Source organism: Pseudomonas sp. Yb2C2, assembly GCF_052112325.1.
Taxonomy (GTDB): Bacteria; Pseudomonadota; Gammaproteobacteria; order Pseudomonadales; family Pseudomonadaceae; genus Aquipseudomonas; species Aquipseudomonas marginalis.
This window is the reverse complement of the sequence record NZ_JAVAJK010000006.1, coordinates 314,222-334,669: the sequence shown is the minus strand read 5'-3', so window position 1 is coordinate 334,669 and position 20,448 is coordinate 314,222. Positions and strand designations below refer to the sequence as shown.

Here is a 20,448-nt window from a genome sequence, read left to right as displayed (position 1 = left end):
TGAAGCCATGGGGCGATCAATTCGCCTCTAGAAGTGGGTCGAGTGCGCGAACGTGCTCGACTTGCCAGCCAATCGGTACCACGTCGCCGACCGCCAACGCCGGGTCCAGCTCGGCGATCGGTTGTTTCACAAAAAAATCGGCCTTGCCGCAGACTTCCAGGCGCACGCGCACGTGGTCGCCCAGGTAGATGAATTCCGCCACCCGCCCGGAGAAACGGTTGACGCAGCTTTCGCTGGAGCCATTGAGGCTGACACGCTCAGGTCGCACCGACAGGGTCACCGGACCGCCGATCTGGCCGACGTTCACCGCCAGCGCCTCGACCTTCTCGCCGCGCGCCAGCTCCACCACGCAACGCTCGCCGGTATGGCTGTGCAGGCGACCATTGAGGCGGTTGTTTTCACCGATGAAGTTGGCGACGAAGGTGTTCTTCGGCTCTTCATACAAGGTGCGTGGCGCAGCGATCTGCTGGATCTCGCCCTGGTGGAACACCGCCACGCGGTCGGACATGGTCAAGGCTTCGCCCTGGTCGTGGGTCACGTACACCACGGTCACGCCGAGGCGCTGGTGCAGGTGCTTGATCTCCATCTGCATGTGTTCGCGCAGTTGCTTGTCGAGGGCACCGAGGGGTTCGTCCATCAACACCAGTTGCGGTTCAAACACCAACGCCCGGGCCAAGGCCACACGCTGTTGCTGGCCGCCGGACAGTTGCGCCGGGTAACGCTGGGCAAAGGCATCGAGCTGGACCATGCTCAGCACGCGTTTGACCCGCTCGCTGATATCGGTCTTGCTCAAGCCCCGCACCGACAGCGGGAACGCGAGGTTCTCCGCAACGGTCATGTGCGGGAACAGCGCGTAGTTCTGGAACACCATGCCAATGTCGCGCTTGTGCGGCGGCACGTTGTTGATCGAGCGCCCGGCCAGCTGGATTTCGCCGGCGGTCGGCGTTTCGAAGCCGGCCAGCATCATCAGGCTGGTGGTCTTGCCCGAACCGGAAGGCCCGAGCAGGGTGAGGAACTCGCCCTTGCGAATCTCCAGGTTGAGGTCTTTGACGATCAGGTTCTCGCCGTCGTAGCTCTTCTGCACGCCACGAAAGCTGACCAGCACATCATTTGAATCCACCTCGCTCATACCCGCACCTTTGTGTTTTGGACTGCTGTGGCACAAGCGTAGTCCAGGCGCGAGACCCCGGAAATCGGGGGCCAGGAGAGAATGGCATCAGCCGGATGGAAGGTTTGGGGTAGGGATCGCCCTACACGGATGGCGGGGATGGGACAGGGCAGCGGCAAGAGGCGAGCTGCAAGCGGCAAGAATGGGTTCGGCGGTGTTTTGGGGTTGTCGTTATTGGATATGTGGTTAGAGGAGCTTGTGCTCCATGGCGTACTTCACCAGCTCGGCCAGGGAGGTGATATTCAGCTTTTGCATCAGCCGCGCCTTGTGAGTGCTGATGGTCTTGCTGCTCAACGCCAGTTGCTGGGCGATGTCATTGACGTTGGCGCCCTGGGCCAGGCGCTCGAACACTGAGAATTCACGCTCGGACAGCAGCGAATGCAAAGGCCTTGAATCCGTCAGGCCGACCTCGAAGACCATGCGGTCCGCCAGGTCCGGGTCGATGTAGCGCCCGCCGGCCGCGACCTTGCGAATCGCCATCAGCAGCAGCGCGGGGTCGCTGTCCTTGGTGGCGTAACCCGCAGCACCCACCTTGAGGGCGCGAGCGGCCATTTGCGCCTCATCGTGCATCGACAGCACCAGGATCGCCGGCGGATTGCTCAGCGCACGAATGCGCGCAATCGCTTCCAGGCCATTCACGCCTGGCATCGAGATGTCCAGCAACACCACCTCGCAAGGCACATGGCGCAAGGTCTCGAGCAACTGCTCGCCATTACTCGCCTCCCCCACCACCAGCAGGTCCTTGGCCAGGCCGATCAATTGCTTGATGCCTTCACGAACGATGGTGTGGTCTTCGGCTACCAGTACACGGATCACAAGGGCTTCCTCTTATCGTTATGCATCCAAAGGCACCGTGACACTCAGGGTGGTGCCCTCGCCCAATTGACTGTCCAGGCTCAGTTGCCCGCCCATGATCAGCACCCGCTCGCGCATCCCCACCAGGCCAAACGACACCGGGCGCCCCTGGGCCTGGACGAAACCGACGCCATCGTCGCTGATGGTCAGCCGCAGGTCGGAGCCTTCCACCGCCAGGGTCAGTTCGACAGTATGCGCCTGGGCATGGCGCATCACATTGGTCAGCGCCTCTTGCAGGATACGGAACAGGCCGATGGCCTTGGCATCGCTCAAGGCCGGCAGGTTATCCGGCACTTGCACCAGGCAGGGAATCTGCGTGCGCGCTTCGAAACGCCGCGCCTGCCATTCGATGGCCGAGGCAATCCCGGCATCGAGAATCGGCGGGCGCAGCGCCGTCGCCACGTCCCGCACCAACTGGAACAGTTGGGCGATCAGGCGCTTCATGCTGTTCAAGCGCTCATGCAGGCCAGGATCCAGTTGCGCGTAGGACAGCTCGCACATGGAGGTTTCCAGCTTGAGCACCGTGAGCATTTGCCCGAGTTCGTCGTGCACTTCCCGGGCGATGCGGGCCTTTTCTTCTTCGCGCACGGTTTCCAGGTGGGCGGACAACTCGCGCAGTTGCGCTTCACTCTGCATCAAGGCGGCCAGGGTGCGGCGCAGTTCGGTGACATCGTTCAGGTAGACAACCAGGTATTCGGCCTCGGCAAATCGCAGAAAGCTCAAGGACACGTTGGCCGGCAGGATGCTGCCATCGGCGCGCAAACAATCGGTGGCGAAGTTCTGCGGCCCCTCTTCGCTGGCCCGTGCGCGCTTCCACAGGTTGAGCCAGCGGTCCATATCCAGGGTCGGGTCGAGGTCGACCAGCGGCCGTTCGATCAGTGCACCGGGCTCGTAACCCAGCATGCTCTCGGCCGCACGATTGGCGTAGCGCACGTGGCTGTCCCAGTTGACCCAGAGGATGCCGACGGTGCTCTGGTCGATGGAAAACTGCGTCAAGCGCAACGCTTCGGCACCGGCGGCACGGGCCGCGCTTTCTTCGCGGGCGGCCAGCAGGTCGTGCTCCAGCACGCGTTGCTGGCGGCGCTGCCAGAACACCACGGCCAGGCTGGCGAGCAGCAACAGGCCGAGCAGCAGGCTGAGGTTCTGCCAAAGGCCTTTGGATTCGGATAAACGTGGGTATTTGGGTTGCAGCCAGCGACTGTGCAGTTGATCCAGGTCGCGGGCCGGGATCGCGCTCAGGGCACTTTCCATGATGCCGGCCAGTTCCGGCCAGTCCCGCCGCGTGGCGACCCGCAGCAATTGCGGCAGGCCGATGTCCCCGACCACCGCCAGCCCGCTGAACTCCGCCTCTGCAGACAAGCGGCTTAATTGCGCTTCATCCACCACGGCATAACGCGCCTGCTGGCTGACCAACAACTGCAAGGCCTGGCGCTCCATGGGCACGCCTTGCAGGTTGAGGCCGGGATAGGTACTACGCAGGTAATCGGCCACAGCACTGGGCATGCGCACGGCAACACGGGATTGATCGTCGAGCTTCTCCAACTCCACGGCACCACCACCCTCGCGGATGCCGACAATGTGTTGAGGCACACGCATATACGGGTCGGTGAACTGCCACAGGCGCAAACCGGCCGGGGTTTGCTGCAGGCCAGGGGCAATGTCCACCTCGTCGTCGCGTACGGCCGCCTCCAACTGCTCCTGATCAGGGAAGTTGCGCCAGGTCAGCTCGATATTCAGTGCCTTGGCCAGCCACTGCATCAACTCGACATTCGCCCCGGACAAGCGCTGCAGGCGTCGGTCGTATTGCGCGTAAGGCGCCTGCAAGACCACGCCCACCCGCAGCTCCGGGTGCCGGGCCAGCCATTCGCGCTGCGGCGCATTCAGCTGCGCCTGCGGTGTGGCGGGCGCGGGGGAAGCGTTTGCCATCAAGGCAAGGCACAAACAGCCGATAACCAGCAGACAGCGAAAACCCATGATCCACGTCTCACATCACTGACAAATACTGACCAACCCATTAGGCTGCTGGAATCACTTCTGGCCGGAAATCAACGATGTCCTATCGAAACCGTTCGGCACTGCCAGCATTGTGCCTGTCACTGCTGTTTACCAGTGCCTTTTCTGTGCAGGCTGAAGACGCACCGGCACCGGCTGCCGAAAAACCCGTCGAACGCCAATCCCTGCCCGAGCGTAGCCAGGAAGAGGCCAGCGCCCTGGAACGCAAAATCCCGCAGCAGGAACAGCAACAGTTGCAGGCCGGCAGTGATTCATTCCTTGCCCTGTGGAAACCGGCCAACAGCGCCGAACCCGAAGGCGTGGTGATTATCGTACCGGGCGCCGGCGAAAATGCTGACTGGCCGCAAGCAATCGGCCCGTTGCGACGTAAATTGCCGGATGCCAATTGGGGCAGCCTCAGCCTGTCGTTACCGGACGTGAGCATGGACACCCTGCCACCGCGCGTCATGGAAGCACCCAACGCCACCGTCGACACCAGCAGTAAAGACGCGAGCACCGCCGACAAGCCGATCGAGCAAGCCGCCAGCGCCGAGGCGGAAGGCACCGACCCGGCGGTGGTCCCGGGTGCAGACGAACAGGACAAGACCGACGCCTCGCGCATCTTTGCGCGCATCGATGCCGCCGTGGCTTTTGCCCAGACCCAGAGCGCACGCACGGTGGTGCTGGTGGGCCATGGCACTGGCGCCTGGTGGGCGGCGCGTTACCTGACTGAAAAACAACCCTCCCAGGTGCAGAAGCTCGTGATGGTTGCCGCCCAGACGCCTGCCGGGCGTCATCCGGATGTGCAGCAACTGGCGCCGGCGCTGAAGCTGCCGACGGCCGACGTCTTCTATCAAGACAACGCTCAAGCACGCAATAACGCTCTGGCACGCGCCCAGGCTGCGAAGCGCTTGAAAAATGACGGCTATAAGCAGGTGTCATTGAAGACCCTGCCCGGCAACAGCGCCGCCGAGCAGGAACAGTTGTATCGCCGGGTTCGCGGCTGGTTGAGCCCGCAGGCCAGCGCCGACTGAGGATCAGCACAGAACCAATGTGGTTATCCGTGAAATAGTGGCCTCTAACGAAAATCCCGGCGCTCGCGAATCAACGAATAGGCATTGTGCAATTCACGGGTGCGCTCGGTCGCTTCACGCACTTGCGCGGGGGTGGCGCCACTGCCGGCCACCTTGTCCGGGTGGTGACGGCTCAGCAGGCGGCGATAGGCACGCTTGATGACCGACGGCTCGGTGGTAGCTGTCACGCCGAGCAAGCGCAACGCTTCCTGGTAGGTCGTGCCACGATTGACCAGCGGCTTGCGCTCAGGTGTGTAGTCGGCCGCCAGCGCCTGGAGCTGTTGCGGTGTCCAGCCCAACCACTTCCCCCACAGGTCGATCAAGTCGCGCTCGGCGGCATCCGCCTTGCCGTCCGCCCAGACCATCCGCCAGCACGCCCGCAACACCCCTTCCGCCGCATGGGGCTGGGCCTTGAGCACACGCAGGTAGCGGCGTACCCGGTCGGAACCGGATTTGCCGCGGTTGAACGCCGCAATCGCGCGGCGCTGGGCCGATTCGGTCATGTCCAGTGAGCGCATTTCCTGCCGCGCCTGCTGGATATGCCCGTCCACCACACGCCCGTTGCTTTTGGCCAGGCGCCCGAGCAACACAAACAATAACTCGTCATTGCGTAACGCCGGACGCCCGCCCAAGCGCTCGCGCAACTGTGCCCAACTGTGCAGTTGCAGGCGGCGATCCAGCGCCTGCCCCAACAGCGCACCCAACAAGGCCCCCGGAATACTGGCAATGGCAAAGCCAGCCCCGGCGCCGATCAGCGTCCCTGGCCACAACATGCTACTGCCCCGCTGTCAGCAGGGTTTCGACGTGCGCCAGGCGCTCCAGCGTGCCGACATCAATCCAGCGTCCCGCCATGTGTTCCCCCGTTACCAAACCTTTCGCCATGGCCGCACGCAGCAGCGGCGCCAGCTTGAAGGCACCGGCGTTGCAACCCTCGAACAGCCGGGGGTCGAGCACTGAAATGCCACTGAAGGTCAGGTTATCGGCACCGGGCGCCGCATCATGAAGCAAGCCCTGATCAAGGTAGAAATCACCGCCCGAGGGGTGATGTGCCGGGTTGTCGACCATCACCAGATGAGCCAGGCCCTTAAGCGGCTGCTTGAGTCGGGTGAAGTCGTAGTCGGTCCAGATATCGCCGTTGACCACCAGGAATGGCTCATCCCCCAGCAACGGCAGCGCCTGGAAAATCCCGCCGCCGGTTTCCAGCGGTTCGCCCTCCGGGGAGTAGCGGATACGCAAGCCGAACTGCGCGCCATCCCCCAGGTAGCGCTCGATCTGCTGGCCGAGCCAGGCATGGTTGATCACCACATCGGTAAAGCCGGCCTTGGCCAGCGCCTCCAGGTGGTACTCGATCAGGCGCTTGCCGCCGGCCTGCACCAGCGGCTTGGGGGTGTGCAAGGTGAGCGGACGCATCCGCTCGCCTTTGCCGGCGGCCAGGATCATGGCCTTCATACGCCGGCCTCTGCGGGCTGGCGCAGGCTGGTCAGTAACTCAGCCAGTTCGCTCAACTCCGGGCGATCGGCCAGCACCGCCTCTATATAAGCAAAGAAGCGCGGTACGTCGGCCAGGTAGCGTGGCTTGCCGTCGCGATGGCAGATGCGCGCAAAGATACCGATAACCTTGAGGTGGCGCTGCACGCCCATCAGGTCGCTGGCGCGCAGGAAGTCTTCGAAATCCGGTTGTACCGGAATGCCGGCCTGGCCCGCACGCTCCCAGTAGTCGCGCTGCCATTCCCGCACACGGGCCTGGGGCCAGCTGAGAAAGGCGTCCTTGAACAGGCAGGTAATGTCGTAGGTGACCGGACCATACACCGCGTCCTGGAAATCCAGCACGCCAGGGTTAGGCTCGCTGATCATCAGGTTGCGTGGCATATAGTCGCGGTGCACCAGCACTTTGGGTTGCGCCAGGGCGCTGTCGATCAAGTGATCGCTGACACGCTGCCAAAGTGCATGCTGCCGGGTATCCAGCTCGAGACCCAAGTGTCGGCGCACGTACCATTCGGGAAACAATTCGAGTTCACGGCGCAGCAAGGCGACGTCATAGCTGGGCAGTGGTGCGTCCATCGGCAACTGCTGATAAGCCAGCAAGGCGTCAATGGCATCGGCAAACAATTGATCGGCGTTTTCGTCGTTTATCACGTCCAGGTAGGTTTTTCTGCCCAGGTCATTGAGCAAAAGAAAGCCTCGCGGCAAGTCTTGTGCATAAATTTTTGGAACATTTATTCCCGACGTCGACAACAAATAAGCGATATCGACGAAAGGCTTGCAGTTTTCCTGAGGGGGCGGCGCGTCCATTACCACGAAAGTCCGACCGCCGCCTTCCCAACGGAAATAGCGCCTGAAACTCGCGTCGCTGCTGGCCGCGGTCAATGTGGCCGGGGGTACGGCACCCCAGCCTTGAGCGTTGAAAAGGATCGGCAACTGCTCATCCAGCCAGACTTCCAGCTGCTGTAAACGTAGATCTTGCTCGGGCATTACAAGGGTCTCCGACGGCGCTAGCCGTCAAGCGGGTCATGCTTTATTATCACGCATCTTTTTCAGACCATCGAGAGGCGTGCGGCCCAAACCGCGGGCAGATGGCACGCAGGAAGCCCGGACTAATAAGATGGCATTGAAATCCCCCGCGTTTCGTAGAAAATTTCCGTTGCTGGTAACCGGCAGTCTGCTGGTCATGCAACCCTTCGCCACCTCATTCGTGGTCGCCGCGGAACAGTATGACTGCTCAGTCTCTGCTTCGGGTGCCTGGGACTGCGCGCCGAAGACCGCCGCAGCCCCATTGCCACCGCGCCCGGTGCATGACGGCGCAGCCGTCAGCTCGGCCAACAGCACGGCGCAGGCCGACGCTGGCGGCAGTGCCGAAGCCGAGCCGAAGACCGCACTGGTCACCGAGTCCAAGGGCCGTGGCCTGCGTTCGCGCAGCGCCGACTACAGCCACTTGGACTGGGTGCCTCGCGAAAAGTTGACCGCAGCCCAGCTGGCGGAAACCGGTCCTTACTGCGGCGGCGCGTACATCGAGCCAACTCGTCCTGGCATGAACGACAAGACGAACAAGAGCGATGCGCCCACCTTCATCGGTGCCAAGGCCTCTCGTTACGAGCAGGAACAACAAGTCGCAACCCTGGCCGGTGACGTCGTCATGCGCCAGGGCAGCATGCAGCTGGAGTCGGAAGAAGCCAGCCTGTACCAGGCCGAGAACCGTGGCGAGCTGAACGGTAACGTGCGACTGCGCGACAACGGTGCATTGATCGTCGGCGACCACGCCCAGGTTCAACTGGATACCGGCGCTGCGCAGATCGACAACGCCGAATACGTGCTGCACAAGTCGCGTATCCGCGGTAACGCGCTGTATGCCAAGCGCGCCGAAAACGCGATCATCCGCCTCAAGGACGGTACGTACACCACCTGCGAGCCGGACAGCAATGCCTGGCAGCTCAGGGGCAACAACATCACGTTGAACCCGGCCACCGGTTTCGGTACGGCCACCAACGCGACGCTGCGGATCAAGAACATTCCGATCCTGTACACCCCTTACATCTACTTCCCGATCGACGACCGTCGTCAGTCCGGCTTCCTGCCTCCGAGCTTCAGCACCGGCGGCGAAACCGGCTTTACCCTGGTCACACCGTACTATTTCAACCTGGCGCCAAACTACGACGCCACGTTGTACCCGCAATACATGACCAAGCGCGGCATGATGATGGAAGGCGAATTCCGCTACCTCACCAAGTCCAGCGAAGGCCAGTTCGGCGGCGCGTACCTGAACGACGACAACGACGAACGCAAGAAGCAGACCGACTACGAAAAAACCCGCTACATGCTCAATTGGCAGCACAAGGGCGGGCTGGATTCGCGTGTACTGACCCAGGTCGACTACACCACGATCAGTGACCCTTACTACTTCCAGGACCTCAAGTCCTACCAGGAAGGTGTCGAGAGCCGCGACTACGTCAACCAGCAGGGCTCCGTGGCTTATCGCGGTGACACCTTCCAGGCACGCCTGAACCTGCAGGCTTACCAGTTGGCAACGATCTCCCAGGTCACGCCGTATAACCGCCTGCCGCAGATCACCTTCAACGGTACCCTGCCTTATCATCCGGGTGGCTTGAACTTCAGTTATGAGACCGAAGCCGTACGCTTTGATCGCGACCTGGAAAACGGCAATTTCAGCAATGAGAACGGGGACATCGAGCGCCGCCTCGACACTTATGTCCGCGGTCTTACCCGTGCCAATGGCACGCGCCTGAACGTAGCGCCGGCTGTCGAGTACCCGATGAACTGGACCTACGGCTTTGTAACGCCGAAGCTCAAGTACGTGTACACCAAGTACGACCTGGACCTGGATAACATCGGCAAGAACCAGATCCTTGTTGATCAGGCTGCAGCAGTGGCAGCCGGTACCCAGTACGCGGGCGGCACCTTCAAGAGCTCCCAGGACCGTGCGGTTCCGGTGGCCAGCGTCGACAGCGGCCTGTATTTCGATCGCAACACCAACTGGTTTGGCAAGGATTATCGCCAGACCCTCGAGCCGCGCGCGTTCTACCTGTACGTGCCGAACAAGGACCAGGCCGATATCCCGGTCTTCGACACCAGCGAATACTCGTTCAGCTACGCGTCCCTGTTCCGCGACAACCGCTTCAGCGGCTCCGACCGTATCGGCGACGAGAACAAGCTGTCCCTGGGCTTGACCAGCCGGTGGATCGAAGAAAACGGTTTCGAGCGTCAACGCGTATCCGTGGGACAGGCTTTGTACTTCAAGGATCGTGAAGTACAACTGCCTGGTATCCTGGCGGCCGACCGTGCCGATGCACAGTCCGACGTATCGCCCGTTGCCCTGGACTACGAGTTCCGCTTCAACCGCGACTGGCGCGCCACTGCCGACTACAACTGGGACACCGAGGAGCACAGCCCTCGTTCCGGTAGCGCGATGCTTCACTACCAGCCGGAAGACAACCCGAACAAGATCATCAACGTCGGTTATCGCTATCGTAACGACCAGGTCGTCTACAACCAGTTGACCGGCAAATGGCAGTTCGGTGGCGACTACGGTCAACCAGGCGATCCGAACTACGTGAAGGATTACTACAAAATCCAACAACACGACTTCTCGATGATGTGGCCGATCATTCCCCAGTGGAACCTGATCACCCGCTGGCAGTATGACTACGCTCGCAACCGTACCCTGGAAGCCTTCGGTGGTTTCGAGTACGACAACTGCTGCTGGAAACTGCGCGTCATCAACCGTTACTGGGTTTCCAACGACGAATACAGCCAGATCGCCCCGCTTAACGAAAAGGGTGACCACGGGCTCTTCCTGCAGATCGTCCTCAAAGGACTCGGCGGCCTGACCGGCGCCAAGGTAGAGAGCTTCCTCGACAAAGGCATTGAAGGTTATCGTGAACGTGAAGACCAAGCTTTCTGATTGTCTGCGCCCGCTAGTGCTGGGCGCGCTGTTCCTGGGCACCGTATCGGCTCACGCTGCGGTTCAGCAACTGGATAAAGTAGTGGCCATCGTCGATAACGACGTGATCATGCAAAGCCAACTGGACCAGCGCGTCAAGGAAGTGCAGCAAACCATCGCCAAGCGTGGCGGTGGCGTGCCACCGACCAGCGTGCTGGACCAGCAGGTACTGGAACGCCTGATCGTCGAAAACCTGCAACTGCAGATCGGCGAGCGTTCCGGCATCCGCATTTCGGACGAAGAACTGAACCAGGCGGTCGGCACCATCGCTCAGCGCAACAACATGAGCATTGATCAATTCCGCGCGGCCCTGGCCCACGATGGTCTTTCGTATGAAGACGCCCGTGACCAGATCCGCCGCGAAATGATCATCAGCCGTGTGCGCCAGCGTCGCGTTGCCGAGCGGGTCCAGGTATCCGAGCAGGAAGTGAAGAACTTCCTGGCCTCGGACCTGGGCAAGATGCAGCTTTCCGAAGAACTGCACCTGGCCAATATCCTGATTCCGACGCCGGACAGTGCCAACTCCGAGCAACTGAATGCGGCGGCGGCGAAAACCCAGGCTATCTATGATCGCCTGAAAGCCGGCGCTGACTTTGCCCAGATGGCCATTGCCCAGTCCGGCAGCGACAACGCCCTTGAAGGTGGTGATATGGGCTGGCGTAAAGCTGCTCAACTGCCACCTCCGTTCGACCGTGAACTGAGTGCCATGGAAGTGGGTGGCATCACCCAGCCAGCCCGCACCCCAGGCGGCTTCATCATCCTGAAGTTGCTGGAACGTCGCGGTGGCGAGACCTCGCTGAAAGACGAAGTGCATGTTCGTCATATCCTGGTCAAACCAAGCGAAATCCGCACCGAGGCCCAAACCAAGGAACTGGCCCAGAAGATCTATGACCGCATCGAAAGCGGTGAAGACTTCGCCACCCTGGCCAAGAGCTTCTCGGAAGACCCAGGTTCCGCCCTCAACGGCGGCGACCTGAACTGGATCGACCCGAAAGCCCTGGTGCCTGAGTTCCAGCAGGTAATGGCCGATACTCCGCAAGGCGTACTGTCCAAGCCGTTCAAGACCCAATATGGCTGGCATGTACTGGAAGTCCTTGGTCGTCGTGCCACCGACAACACCAGCCAGGCCCGCGAGCAGCAGGCGCTGAACGTACTGCGTAACCGCAAATACGACGAAGAGCTGCAAACCTGGCTGCGTCAGATCCGTGACGAAGCCTACGTGGAAAACAAGCTGCCAGGCGCCGAGCAAACAGGCACCGACCAGGCAGCTCCGTGAAACCCCAGCGTTTCGCCGTGACACCCGGCGAGCCGGCCGGCATTGGTCCAGACCTGTGCCTGCTGCTCGCCTCGCACCCCCAGCCGCACCCCCTGATTGCCATTACCAGCCGCGACCTGCTCCTTGAGCGGGCCGCGCAGCTGGGTGTGGTCGTCAGTCTGCTGGACGTGGCACCGGGCAACTGGCCCGACCTGCCGGCGCCCGCCGGCAGCTTGTATGTGTGGAACACCCCGCTGCAAGCCAAGGTCGTTGCCGGTCAACTCGACAAGGCCAATGCGGCGTTCGTCCTGGAAACCCTGACCCGCGCGGGGCAAGGCTGCATCGACGGCGACTTCGCCGGCATGATCACCGCGCCGGTCCACAAGGGCGTGATCAACGAATCGGGCATTGCGTTTTCCGGCCACACCGAGTTCCTGGCCGAGCTGACCAACACCGCTCAAGTCGTCATGATGCTGGCCACACGCGGCCTGCGGGTCGCCCTGGTGACCACGCACCTGCCATTGCGCGACATTGCCGACGCCATCACCGCCGAGCGTGTGGAGCGCGTTACGCGCATCCTGCATGCCGACCTGCAACAAAAATTCGGCATCGCCCAACCGCGCATCCTGGTCTGCGGGCTCAACCCCCACGCCGGCGAAGGCGGACACTTGGGCCATGAAGAAATCGACATCATTGAACCAACCCTGGAGCGCCTGCGCCAAGAAGGCATGGACCTGCGTGGCCCACTGCCAGCAGACACTCTGTTTACCCCCAAATATCTGGAGCACTGCGACGCAGTGCTGGCGATGTACCATGACCAGGGGCTGCCCGTGCTGAAGTACAAAGGCTTCGGCGCCGCAGTCAACGTGACACTGGGCCTGCCGATCATCCGCACCTCCGTCGACCATGGCACCGCCCTGGACCTGGCAGGCAGCGGCAAGATCGATACCGGCAGCCTGCACGTGGCCCTGGAAACCGCCTATCAGATGGCCGAGACCCGTATATGACCGAGCATTACCAACACCGGGCGCGCAAGCGCTTTGGGCAAAACTTCCTGCACGACGCAGGCGTGATCGACCGTATCCTGCGCTCCATCCATGCCAAGCCAGAAGACCGCCTGCTGGAAATCGGCCCGGGCCAGGGCGCGCTGACCCAAGGCTTGCTCGCCAGTGGCGGCCAACTGGACGTGGTGGAACTGGACAAGGACCTGATCCCGATCCTCAACCAGCAGTTCGCCGGCAAGCCCAACTTCAACCTGCATCAGGGCGATGCACTGAAGTTCGACTTCAATACCCTCAACGCCGCGCCTAATAGCCTGCGTGTGGTGGGTAACCTGCCGTACAACATCTCCACACCGCTGATTTTCCACCTGCTGAACAACGCCGGGATCATCCGCGACATGCACTTCATGCTGCAAAAAGAAGTGGTGGAACGCCTGGCTGCCGGCCCTGGTGGTGGTGATTGGGGCCGATTGTCGATCATGGTTCAGTACCACTGCCGCGTCGAACACCTGTTCAATGTCGGCCCGGGCGCATTCAACCCGCCGCCGAAGGTCGATTCGGCCATCGTGCGCCTGGTGCCTCACGCCGTGCTGCCACACCCGGCCAAGGATCACAAATTGCTGGAACGCGTGGTGCGTGAGGCGTTCAACCAGCGCCGCAAGACCCTGCGCAACACACTCAAGGCCCTGCTGAGCAACGCCGAGATCGAAGCAGCCGGCGTCGACGGCAGCCTGCGTCCCGAGCAACTGGACCTCGCCGCGTTCGTGCGCCTGGCCGACCAACTTGCCATCCAGCCTGCGCCAGTCGCCGACTGAAACCCCCAGGCATGGCCAGACACATGTCTGGCCTAGTGCCCACCTCTTGGCCTAGACTGATCCGCATCTGCTGTCCTCCGCTTTTGCTTTTAAGGCCTCTTGCATGTCCGATCCTCGCTACCAGATCGACGTCAGCGTCGTCACCCGCTTCCTCGCGGACCAATCGCAACCTGAACAGAACCGCTTCGCCTTTGCCTACACCATCACGGTGAAAAACAACGGGCAGGTGCCGGCCAAGCTGCTGTCACGCCACTGGGTGATCACCGACGGTGACGGTCAGGTCGAGGAAGTTCGCGGCGCAGGCGTTGTCGGCCAGCAACCGTTGATCGACATTGGCGCCAGCCACACTTACAGCAGCGGCACGGTAATGACCTCCAAGGTCGGCACCATGCAAGGCTCGTATCAGATGAAAGCCACTGATGGCAAACTGTTCGACGCCATCATCAAGCCTTTCCGCCTCGCCGTACCAGGCGCCCTGCACTGATGGCAACGTACGCGGTCGGCGACCTGCAAGGCTGTCTGGAGCCTCTCAAGTGCCTGCTTGAACGGGTGGCCTTCGACCCGGCCAACGATCGCCTGTGGCTGGTCGGCGACCTGGTCAATCGCGGCCCCGAGTCCCTGGAAACGCTACGTTACCTGTATAGCCTGCGGGATTCCCTGGTGTGCGTACTGGGCAACCATGACCTGCACCTGCTGGCGGCCGGCAATAACATCGAGCGCCTGAAAAAGGGCGATACCCTGCGCGAAATCCTCGAAGCGCCAGATCGCGCACAACTGCTTGACTGGCTGCGTCGGCAAAAAATCATGCATTACGACGAAAGCCGCAATATGGCCTTGGTCCATGCCGGTATCCCGCCGCAGTGGACGCTGAAAAAAGCCCTCAAGTGCGCCGCCGAAGTCGAAAACGCCCTGGCCGATGACAGCCTGTACACCGCCTACCTCGACGGCATGTATGGCAACGAGCCAGTGAAGTGGGACAACGACCTTACCGGCGTCGCCCGCCTGCGGGTGATTACCAACTATTTCACACGCATGCGCTTCTGCACCGCCGAGGGCAAGCTGGACCTCAAGAGCAAGGAAGGCGCCGACACGGCACTGCCTGGCTACAAACCATGGTTTGCCCATAAGGAACGCAAGACCCGCGACACCAGGATCATCTTTGGTCACTGGGCCGCCCTTGAAGGCAAGTGCGACGAACCTGGCGTGTTTGCCCTCGACACCGGCTGCGTGTGGGGCGGCGCCATGACCCTGATGAACATCGACACCGGCGAGCGCCACGGCTGCCAGTGCCAACCCACTCTTCCCGTTACCCTGCCGGCTGCAGCCAAGCCATAGGAGCCCGCCATGAGCGAATTCAAACGTATCCCTCCCGAACAAGCCCAGGCCCTGCGCGAGCAAGGTGCAGTGGTGGTCGATATCCGCGACCAGCCTACTTACGCCGCCGCCCATATCGCTGGCGCCCAGCATCTGGACAACGTCAACATCGCTGATTTCATCCGTGCCGCCGACCTTGATGCACCGCTGATCGTGGCCTGCTACCACGGCAATTCCAGCCAGAGCGCAGCCGCCTATCTGGTCAGCCAGGGCTTCTCCGACGTCTACAGCCTGGACGGCGGCTTTGAGCTGTGGCGTACGACGTATCCTGCAGAAATTGCCTCCGGCGATTCGCAATAATTTTTTTCACACCCCGCTACCCCGCGTGACGCTTGGGCTCGCGCCGTTTCTGACGAACGGCGCAGCCAAACTAATTGCTCATCATCCCTTGCCCTCTCCGATTCCGACTATCCTTAAGCGCAGGCCATCCGAATCAGGGGAGAGCCGGTACACCGGCGTACGGGTCATCGGTAGCGTTTCAGGGTGTTCTGGGGGGAAAACAGCCATTGGCGTTCGCCAATGACTGCCAGCATCGACTGATAGATCCGGCGTCGGCTCCACGTATCGAGCGAGGTGACGACGTCATGAGTATTTTCAGCCACTTCCAACAACGCTTCGCGTCCACACAGCAGGAAGAACTCACGCTGCAAGAGTATCTCGAGCTGTGCAAGCAGGACCGCAGCACCTACGCATCTGCCGCCGAACGCCTGTTATTGGCGATTGGCGAGCCGGAGCTGGTGGAAACCGCCAATAATTCGCGCCTGTCGCGAATATTTTCCAACAAGGTGATCCGCCGCTATCCGGCCTTTGAAGACTTCCATGGGATGGAAGAATGCATCGACCAGATCGTCTCCTACTTCCGCCACGCCGCCCAAGGCCTGGAAGAGAAGAAACAGATCCTCTACCTGCTCGGCCCCGTTGGCGGTGGTAAATCGTCCCTGGCCGAAAAACTCAAGCAACTGATCGAGAAGGTGCCCTTCTACGCCATCAAGGGCTCGCCGGTCTTCGAATCGCCCCTGGGCCTGTTCAACGCCACGGAAGATGGCGCGATCCTCGAAGAAGACTTCGGTATCCCACGACGCTACCTCAACACCATCATGTCGCCCTGGGCCACCAAGCGCCTGGCCGAGTTCGGCGGCGACATCAGCCAGTTCCGCGTGGTGAAACTCTACCCGTCGATCCTCAACCAGATCGGCGTGGCCAAGACCGAACCGGGCGATGAGAACAACCAGGACATCTCGGCGCTGGTGGGCAAGGTCGATATCCGCAAGCTGGAGGAATTCCCGCAGAACGACGCCGACGCCTACAGCTACTCGGGCGCGTTGTGCCGGGCCAACCAGGGCCTGATGGAATTCGTGGAAATGTTCAAGGCGCCGATCAAGGTGCTGCACCCACTGCTCACCGCCACCCAGGAAGGCAACTACAACAGTACCGAAGGCCTGGGCGCGATTCCGTTCACCGGGATCCTGCTGGCCCACTCCAACGAATCGGAATGGCACACCTTCCGCAACAACAAGAACAATGAAGCCTTCATCGACCGGATCTACATCGTCAAGGTGCCGTACTGCCTGCGGGTCAGCGATGAAATCAAGATCTACGACAAGCTGCTGTTCAACAGCTCCCTGGCCAAGGCCCACTGCGCACCCGACACACTGAAGATGCTCGCCCAGTTCACCGTGCTGTCGCGTCTCAAGGAGCCGGAAAACTCGAATATCTATTCGAAGATGCGCGTGTACGACGGCGAGAACCTCAAGGACACCGATCCCAAGGCCAAGTCGATCCAGGAATATCGCGACACAGCGGGCGTGGATGAAGGCATGAACGGCCTGTCGACGCGCTTTGCGTTCAAGATCCTGTCCAAGGTCTTCAATTTCGACCCCCATGAGATCGCCGCCAACCCGGTGCACCTGCTGTATGTGCTGGAGCAGCAGATCGAACAGGAACAATTCCAGGCCGAAACCCGCGAACGCTACCTGCGCTTCCTCAAGGAATACCTCGCGCCGCGCTACATCGAGTTTATCGGCAAGGAAATTCAGACCGCGTACCTGGAGTCCTACAGCGAGTACGGCCAGAACATCTTCGACCGCTACGTGCTGTATGCGGACTTCTGGATCCAGGACCAGGAATACCGCGACCCGGAAACCGGCGAAATCCTCAACCGCGTAGCCCTCAACGAAGAATTGGAGAAGATCGAGAAACCCGCCGGCATCAGCAATCCGAAGGATTTCCGCAACGAAATCGTCAACTTCGTACTGCGTGCCCGCGCCAACAACAACGGCAAGAACCCTACCTGGCTCAGCTACGAGAAGCTGCGGGTGGTCATCGAGAAGAAAATGTTCTCCAACACCGAGGATCTGCTGCCGGTCATCAGCTTCAATGCCAAGGCCAGCAAGGAGGACCAGCAAAAACACAACGACTTCGTCACACGAATGGTCGAGCGCGGCTACACCGATAAACAGGTACGACTGCTCTCCGAGTGGTACCTGCGGGTACGCAAATCGCAGTAAGGCAGCGATGGGCGTCAACTGCCAGGTCATGGGCCTGGCAGTTGACCGCTTGTCTCTAAGCTTCCAGCTCGCCGCTTGAAGCTTGTAACGTGAAGCTGCCCGGAGGGCTCCTCATGAGCTATGTGATCGACCGACGCCTTAATGGCAAGAACAAGAGCACGGTAAACCGCCAGCGTTTCCTGCGGCGTTACCGTGACCACATCAAAAAGGCCGTTGAAGAGGCCGTCAGCCGCCGCTCCATTACAGACATGGAGCATGGCGAACAAATCAGCATTCCCGGACGCGACATCGACGAACCGGTGCTGCACCACGGCCGGGGCGGCAAGCAGACCGTCGTACACCCCGGCAATAAAGAGTTCACCACCGGCGAGCATATCCAGCGCCCGCAGGGCGGTGGCGGTGGCAAAGGCCCGGGCAAGGCCGGTAACTCCGGCGAAGGCATGGACGAGTTCGTGTTCCAGATCACCCAGGAAGAATTCCTCGAGTTCATGTTCGAAGACCTGGAACTGCCCAACCTGGTGAAGCGTAACCTGACCGGCACCGATACCTTCAAGACCGTACGCGCCGGGATCAGCAACGAAGGCAACCCCTCTCGAATCAACATCATCCGCACGCTGCGCTCGGCCCATGCACGGCGTATCGCCCTGTCGGGCAGCAGCCGCGCAAAATTGAGGACGGCAAAGGAAGAGTTGGCGCGTTTAAAGCGCGAAGAGCCAGACAACTTCGGCGATATCCAGGAAATCGAGGCGGAAATAGAGAAACTCAGCGCGCGTATCCACCGCGTGCCGTTCCTCGATACCTTTGACCTCAAGTACAACCTGCTGGTCAAGCAGCCCAACCCCAGCTCAAAAGCCGTGATGTTCTGCCTGATGGACGTGTCAGGCTCAATGACCCAGGCGACCAAGGACATCGCCAAGCGTTTCTTTATCCTGCTGTACCTGTTCCTGAAGCGGAACTACGACAAGATCGACGTGGTGTTCATCCGCCATCACACCAGCGCACGGGAAGTGGATGAGGAGGAGTTCTTCTACTCGAGGGAAACCGGCGGCACCATCGTGTCCAGCGCCTTGAAGCTGATGCAGGAGATCATGGTCGAGCGCTACCCGGCCAACGAGTGGAATATCTACGCGGCCCAGGCCTCCGACGGCGACAACTGGAACGACGATTCGCCGATCTGCCGCGACATCCTGATCAACCACATCATGCCGTTTGTGCAGTACTACACTTACGTCGAAATCACCCCCCGTGAGCACCAGGCCCTGTGGTTTGAATACGAGCGCATCGGCGAAGCCTTTGCCGACACGTTCGCCCAGCAGCAACTGGTCTCGGCCGGCGATATCTATCCGGTCTTCCGTGAACTCTTCCAGCGCAGGTTAGTGACATGACCGCCAAAAAAGAGACTAAGCGCCAACCCATTTCCACCGGCTCCGAGTGGACCTTTGAACTGATCCAGGCCTATGACCGGGAAATCAGCCGCATCGCGGCGGGTTATGCCCTGGACACCTACCCCAACCAGATCGAAGTGATCACGGCCGAACAGATGATGGATGCCTATGCTTCCGTCGGCATGCCCCTGGGTTACCACCACTGGTCGTACGGCAAACACTTCCTCAGTACCGAAAAGTCGTACACCCGGGGGCAGATGGGGCTGGCCTACGAGATCGTGATCAACTCCGACCCGTGCATCGCCTACCTGATGGAAGAAAACACCATCTGCATGCAGGCGCTGGTGGTGGCCCATGCCTGCTATGGGCACAACAGCTTCTTCAAGGGCAACTACCTGTTCCGCACCTGGACCGACGCCAGCTCGATCATCGATTACCTGGTGTTTGCCAAGCAGTACATCATGCAGTGCGAGGAGCGCCACGGTATCGACGCCGTGGAGGACTTGCTCGACTCCTGCCATGCCCTGATGAACTATGGCGTCGACCGCTACAAGCGCCCGTACCCTATTTCTGCCGAGGAAGAGCGCCTGCGCCAGAAGGAGCGCGAAGAGCACCTGCAGAAGCAGATCAACGACCTGTGGCGCACCATTCCCAAACGCGCCGGCAAGAACAGCGACAAGGACAACGCGCGATTCCCCTCCGAACCACAGGAAAACATCCTGTACTTCCTGGAAAAGCACGCACCGCTGCTGGAGCCGTGGCAACGGGAAATCGTGCGTATCGTACGCAAGATCGCCCAGTACTTTTACCCACAGCGCCAGACCCAGGTGATGAACGAAGGTTGGGCGACGTTCTGGCACTACACGCTGATGAACGACCTGTACGACGAAGGCCTGGTCACCGACGGCTTCATGATGGAGTTCCTGACGTCCCACACCAGCGTGGTGTTCCAACCCGGCTTCGACAGCCCGTATTACAGCGGGATCAACCCTTACGCGCTGGGTTTTGCCATGTACCGCGATATTCGGCGCATGTGCGAACACCCCACCGATGAGGACCGCCGCTGGTTCCCGGAAATCGCCGGCAGTGACTGGCTGTCGACGATCAAGTTCGCCATGAGCAGCTTCAAGGATGAGAGCTTTATCCTGCAGTACCTCTCACCCCAGGTGATCCGCGACCTCAAACTGTTCAGCATCCTGGATGATGACCTCAAGGATGACCTGGTGGTGCCGGCCATCCACGATGAACCCGGCTACCGCACCATCCGTGAAACCCTGGCGGCGCAATACAACCTGGGCAACCGTGAGCCCAACGTGCAGATCTACAGCATCGATGTGCGCGGCGACCGCTCGCTGACCCTGCGCCACCAGCAGCACGACCGCAAACCCCTGGGCGAATCCACCGAAGAAGTGCTCAAGCACCTGCATCGGCTCTGGGGCTTCGACATCCACCTGGAAACCCTGCAGGGCGACCAAGTGATGAAGACCCACCATGTACCACCGCGCAACGATCACAACGACAACGACTACGGCCGCCTGGACCTGGCCGTCGTTCATCTCTGAAACAGCA

General features: G+C 60.9%; 17 protein-coding genes. 11 read left to right on the top strand and 6 right to left on the bottom strand.

What is annotated here, in order from left to right; translation table 11 throughout:
* Window positions 1–16 precede the first annotated feature (16 nt).
* From Q8X51_RS11300 to Q8X51_RS11290, 3 genes are all read right to left on the bottom strand, one after another.
* Window positions 17–1,129 (bottom strand): ABC transporter ATP-binding protein, encoded by a 1,113-nt coding sequence (locus Q8X51_RS11300; RefSeq protein WP_065871779.1) that lies wholly within the window; start codon window positions 1,127–1,129, stop codon window positions 17–19.
* 225 nt (window positions 1,130–1,354) lie between these two features.
* Window positions 1,355–1,984: a response regulator gene (locus tag Q8X51_RS11295; protein WP_027605903.1), complete on the bottom strand. Its 630-nt coding sequence runs from the start codon at window positions 1,982–1,984 to the stop codon at window positions 1,355–1,357.
* A gap of 18 nt (window positions 1,985–2,002) precedes the next feature.
* A complete protein-coding gene (locus Q8X51_RS11290; RefSeq protein ID WP_407693631.1) occupies window positions 2,003–3,997 on the bottom strand; it encodes a PAS domain-containing sensor histidine kinase in 1,995 nt (664 codons plus the stop codon).
* A 77-nt stretch (window positions 3,998–4,074) separates the two neighbouring features.
* Here Q8X51_RS11290 and Q8X51_RS11285 point away from each other — a divergent pair, with 77 nt between their 5' ends.
* On the top strand, window positions 4,075–5,049 hold the full coding sequence (locus Q8X51_RS11285; RefSeq protein ID WP_065947453.1) for an alpha/beta hydrolase family protein: 975 nt from the start codon (window positions 4,075–4,077) through the stop codon (window positions 5,047–5,049).
* A gap of 44 nt (window positions 5,050–5,093) precedes the next feature.
* Here Q8X51_RS11285 and Q8X51_RS11280 read toward each other — a convergent pair whose 3' ends face one another.
* Genes Q8X51_RS11280 through Q8X51_RS11270 form a run of 3 tightly spaced genes read right to left on the bottom strand, consistent with a single transcriptional unit; the run spans window position 5,094 to window position 7,559 of the window.
* Complete coding sequence (locus tag Q8X51_RS11280) at window positions 5,094–5,861, bottom strand: TerB family tellurite resistance protein (protein ID WP_065925384.1); 768 nt, start codon at window positions 5,859–5,861, stop codon at window positions 5,094–5,096.
* Window position 5,862: 1 nt separating this feature from the next.
* Window positions 5,863–6,537, bottom strand: coding sequence for an N-acetylmuramate alpha-1-phosphate uridylyltransferase MurU (gene murU / locus Q8X51_RS11275; RefSeq protein ID WP_065925385.1), 675 nt, complete (start codon window positions 6,535–6,537; stop codon window positions 5,863–5,865).
* Window positions 6,534–7,559 carry an aminoglycoside phosphotransferase family protein gene (locus tag Q8X51_RS11270; RefSeq protein ID WP_407693632.1) on the bottom strand — a complete coding sequence of 342 codons (1,026 nt, stop codon included), beginning with the start codon at window positions 7,557–7,559 and terminating at the stop codon, window positions 6,534–6,536. The genes murU and Q8X51_RS11270 overlap by 4 nt, the downstream gene beginning before the upstream one ends.
* 130 nt (window positions 7,560–7,689) lie before the next feature.
* On the opposite strand from Q8X51_RS11270, the gene Q8X51_RS11265 reads away from it, so the two are divergent.
* The 10 genes from Q8X51_RS11265 (at window position 7,690) to Q8X51_RS11220 (ending at window position 20,441) form a co-directional block, all read left to right on the top strand.
* Window positions 7,690–10,503 (top strand): LPS-assembly protein LptD, encoded by a 2,814-nt coding sequence (locus Q8X51_RS11265; protein WP_065925387.1) that lies wholly within the window; start codon window positions 7,690–7,692, stop codon window positions 10,501–10,503.
* On the top strand, window positions 10,478–11,818 hold the full coding sequence (locus tag Q8X51_RS11260; RefSeq protein ID WP_027605910.1) for a peptidylprolyl isomerase: 1,341 nt from the start codon (window positions 10,478–10,480) through the stop codon (window positions 11,816–11,818). Before Q8X51_RS11265 ends, Q8X51_RS11260 begins: the two co-directional genes overlap by 26 nt.
* Window positions 11,815–12,804: a 4-hydroxythreonine-4-phosphate dehydrogenase PdxA gene (gene pdxA, locus Q8X51_RS11255; RefSeq protein WP_407693633.1), complete on the top strand. Its 990-nt coding sequence runs from the start codon at window positions 11,815–11,817 to the stop codon at window positions 12,802–12,804. The genes Q8X51_RS11260 and pdxA overlap by 4 nt, the downstream gene beginning before the upstream one ends.
* Window positions 12,801–13,613, top strand: coding sequence for a 16S rRNA (adenine(1518)-N(6)/adenine(1519)-N(6))-dimethyltransferase RsmA (gene rsmA / locus Q8X51_RS11250; RefSeq protein WP_065925389.1), 813 nt, complete (start codon window positions 12,801–12,803; stop codon window positions 13,611–13,613). Before pdxA ends, rsmA begins: the two co-directional genes overlap by 4 nt.
* Window positions 13,614–13,716: 103 nt before the next feature.
* Window positions 13,717–14,097 carry a Co2+/Mg2+ efflux protein ApaG gene (gene apaG / locus Q8X51_RS11245; protein ID WP_027605913.1) on the top strand — a complete coding sequence of 127 codons (381 nt, stop codon included), beginning with the start codon at window positions 13,717–13,719 and terminating at the stop codon, window positions 14,095–14,097.
* Window positions 14,097–14,948 (top strand): symmetrical bis(5'-nucleosyl)-tetraphosphatase, encoded by an 852-nt coding sequence (locus Q8X51_RS11240; RefSeq protein ID WP_065925390.1) that lies wholly within the window; start codon window positions 14,097–14,099, stop codon window positions 14,946–14,948. Before apaG ends, Q8X51_RS11240 begins: the two co-directional genes overlap by 1 nt.
* A gap of 9 nt (window positions 14,949–14,957) precedes the next feature.
* On the top strand, window positions 14,958–15,287 hold the full coding sequence (gene glpE / locus Q8X51_RS11235; protein ID WP_065925391.1) for a thiosulfate sulfurtransferase GlpE: 330 nt from the start codon (window positions 14,958–14,960) through the stop codon (window positions 15,285–15,287).
* 284 nt (window positions 15,288–15,571) lie between these two features.
* Window positions 15,572–17,494, top strand: coding sequence for a PrkA family serine protein kinase (locus Q8X51_RS11230; RefSeq protein WP_003194732.1), 1,923 nt, complete (start codon window positions 15,572–15,574; stop codon window positions 17,492–17,494).
* Between the two features lie 113 nt (window positions 17,495–17,607).
* Window positions 17,608–18,879: a YeaH/YhbH family protein gene (locus tag Q8X51_RS11225; protein WP_407693634.1), complete on the top strand. Its 1,272-nt coding sequence runs from the start codon at window positions 17,608–17,610 to the stop codon at window positions 18,877–18,879.
* On the top strand, window positions 18,876–20,441 hold the full coding sequence (locus Q8X51_RS11220) for a SpoVR family protein (RefSeq protein ID WP_065925393.1): 1,566 nt from the start codon (window positions 18,876–18,878) through the stop codon (window positions 20,439–20,441). Before Q8X51_RS11225 ends, Q8X51_RS11220 begins: the two co-directional genes overlap by 4 nt.
* The last annotated feature ends 7 nt before the right edge of the window (window positions 20,442–20,448 follow it).

Coding starts and splice junctions, on each gene's coding strand:
- Q8X51_RS11230 (WP_003194732.1), top strand. CDS start 15,572: ATGAGTATTTTCAGCCACTTCCAACAACGCTTCGCGTCCACACAGCAG.
- murU (WP_065925385.1), bottom strand. CDS start 6,537: ATGAAGGCCATGATCCTGGCCGCCGGCAAAGGCGAGCGGATGCGTCCG.
- apaG (WP_027605913.1), top strand. CDS start 13,717: ATGTCCGATCCTCGCTACCAGATCGACGTCAGCGTCGTCACCCGCTTC.
- Q8X51_RS11225 (WP_407693634.1), top strand. CDS start 17,608: ATGAGCTATGTGATCGACCGACGCCTTAATGGCAAGAACAAGAGCACG.
- rsmA (WP_065925389.1), top strand. CDS start 12,801: ATGACCGAGCATTACCAACACCGGGCGCGCAAGCGCTTTGGGCAAAAC.
- Q8X51_RS11240 (WP_065925390.1), top strand. CDS start 14,097: ATGGCAACGTACGCGGTCGGCGACCTGCAAGGCTGTCTGGAGCCTCTC.
- Q8X51_RS11285 (WP_065947453.1), top strand. CDS start 4,075: ATGTCCTATCGAAACCGTTCGGCACTGCCAGCATTGTGCCTGTCACTG.
- Q8X51_RS11265 (WP_065925387.1), top strand. CDS start 7,690: ATGGCATTGAAATCCCCCGCGTTTCGTAGAAAATTTCCGTTGCTGGTA.
- Q8X51_RS11300 (WP_065871779.1), bottom strand. CDS start 1,129: ATGAGCGAGGTGGATTCAAATGATGTGCTGGTCAGCTTTCGTGGCGTG.
- Q8X51_RS11290 (WP_407693631.1), bottom strand. CDS start 3,997: ATGGGTTTTCGCTGTCTGCTGGTTATCGGCTGTTTGTGCCTTGCCTTG.
- glpE (WP_065925391.1), top strand. CDS start 14,958: ATGAGCGAATTCAAACGTATCCCTCCCGAACAAGCCCAGGCCCTGCGC.
- Q8X51_RS11270 (WP_407693632.1), bottom strand. CDS start 7,559: ATGCCCGAGCAAGATCTACGTTTACAGCAGCTGGAAGTCTGGCTGGAT.
- Q8X51_RS11280 (WP_065925384.1), bottom strand. CDS start 5,861: ATGTTGTGGCCAGGGACGCTGATCGGCGCCGGGGCTGGCTTTGCCATT.
- Q8X51_RS11220 (WP_065925393.1), top strand. CDS start 18,876: ATGACCGCCAAAAAAGAGACTAAGCGCCAACCCATTTCCACCGGCTCC.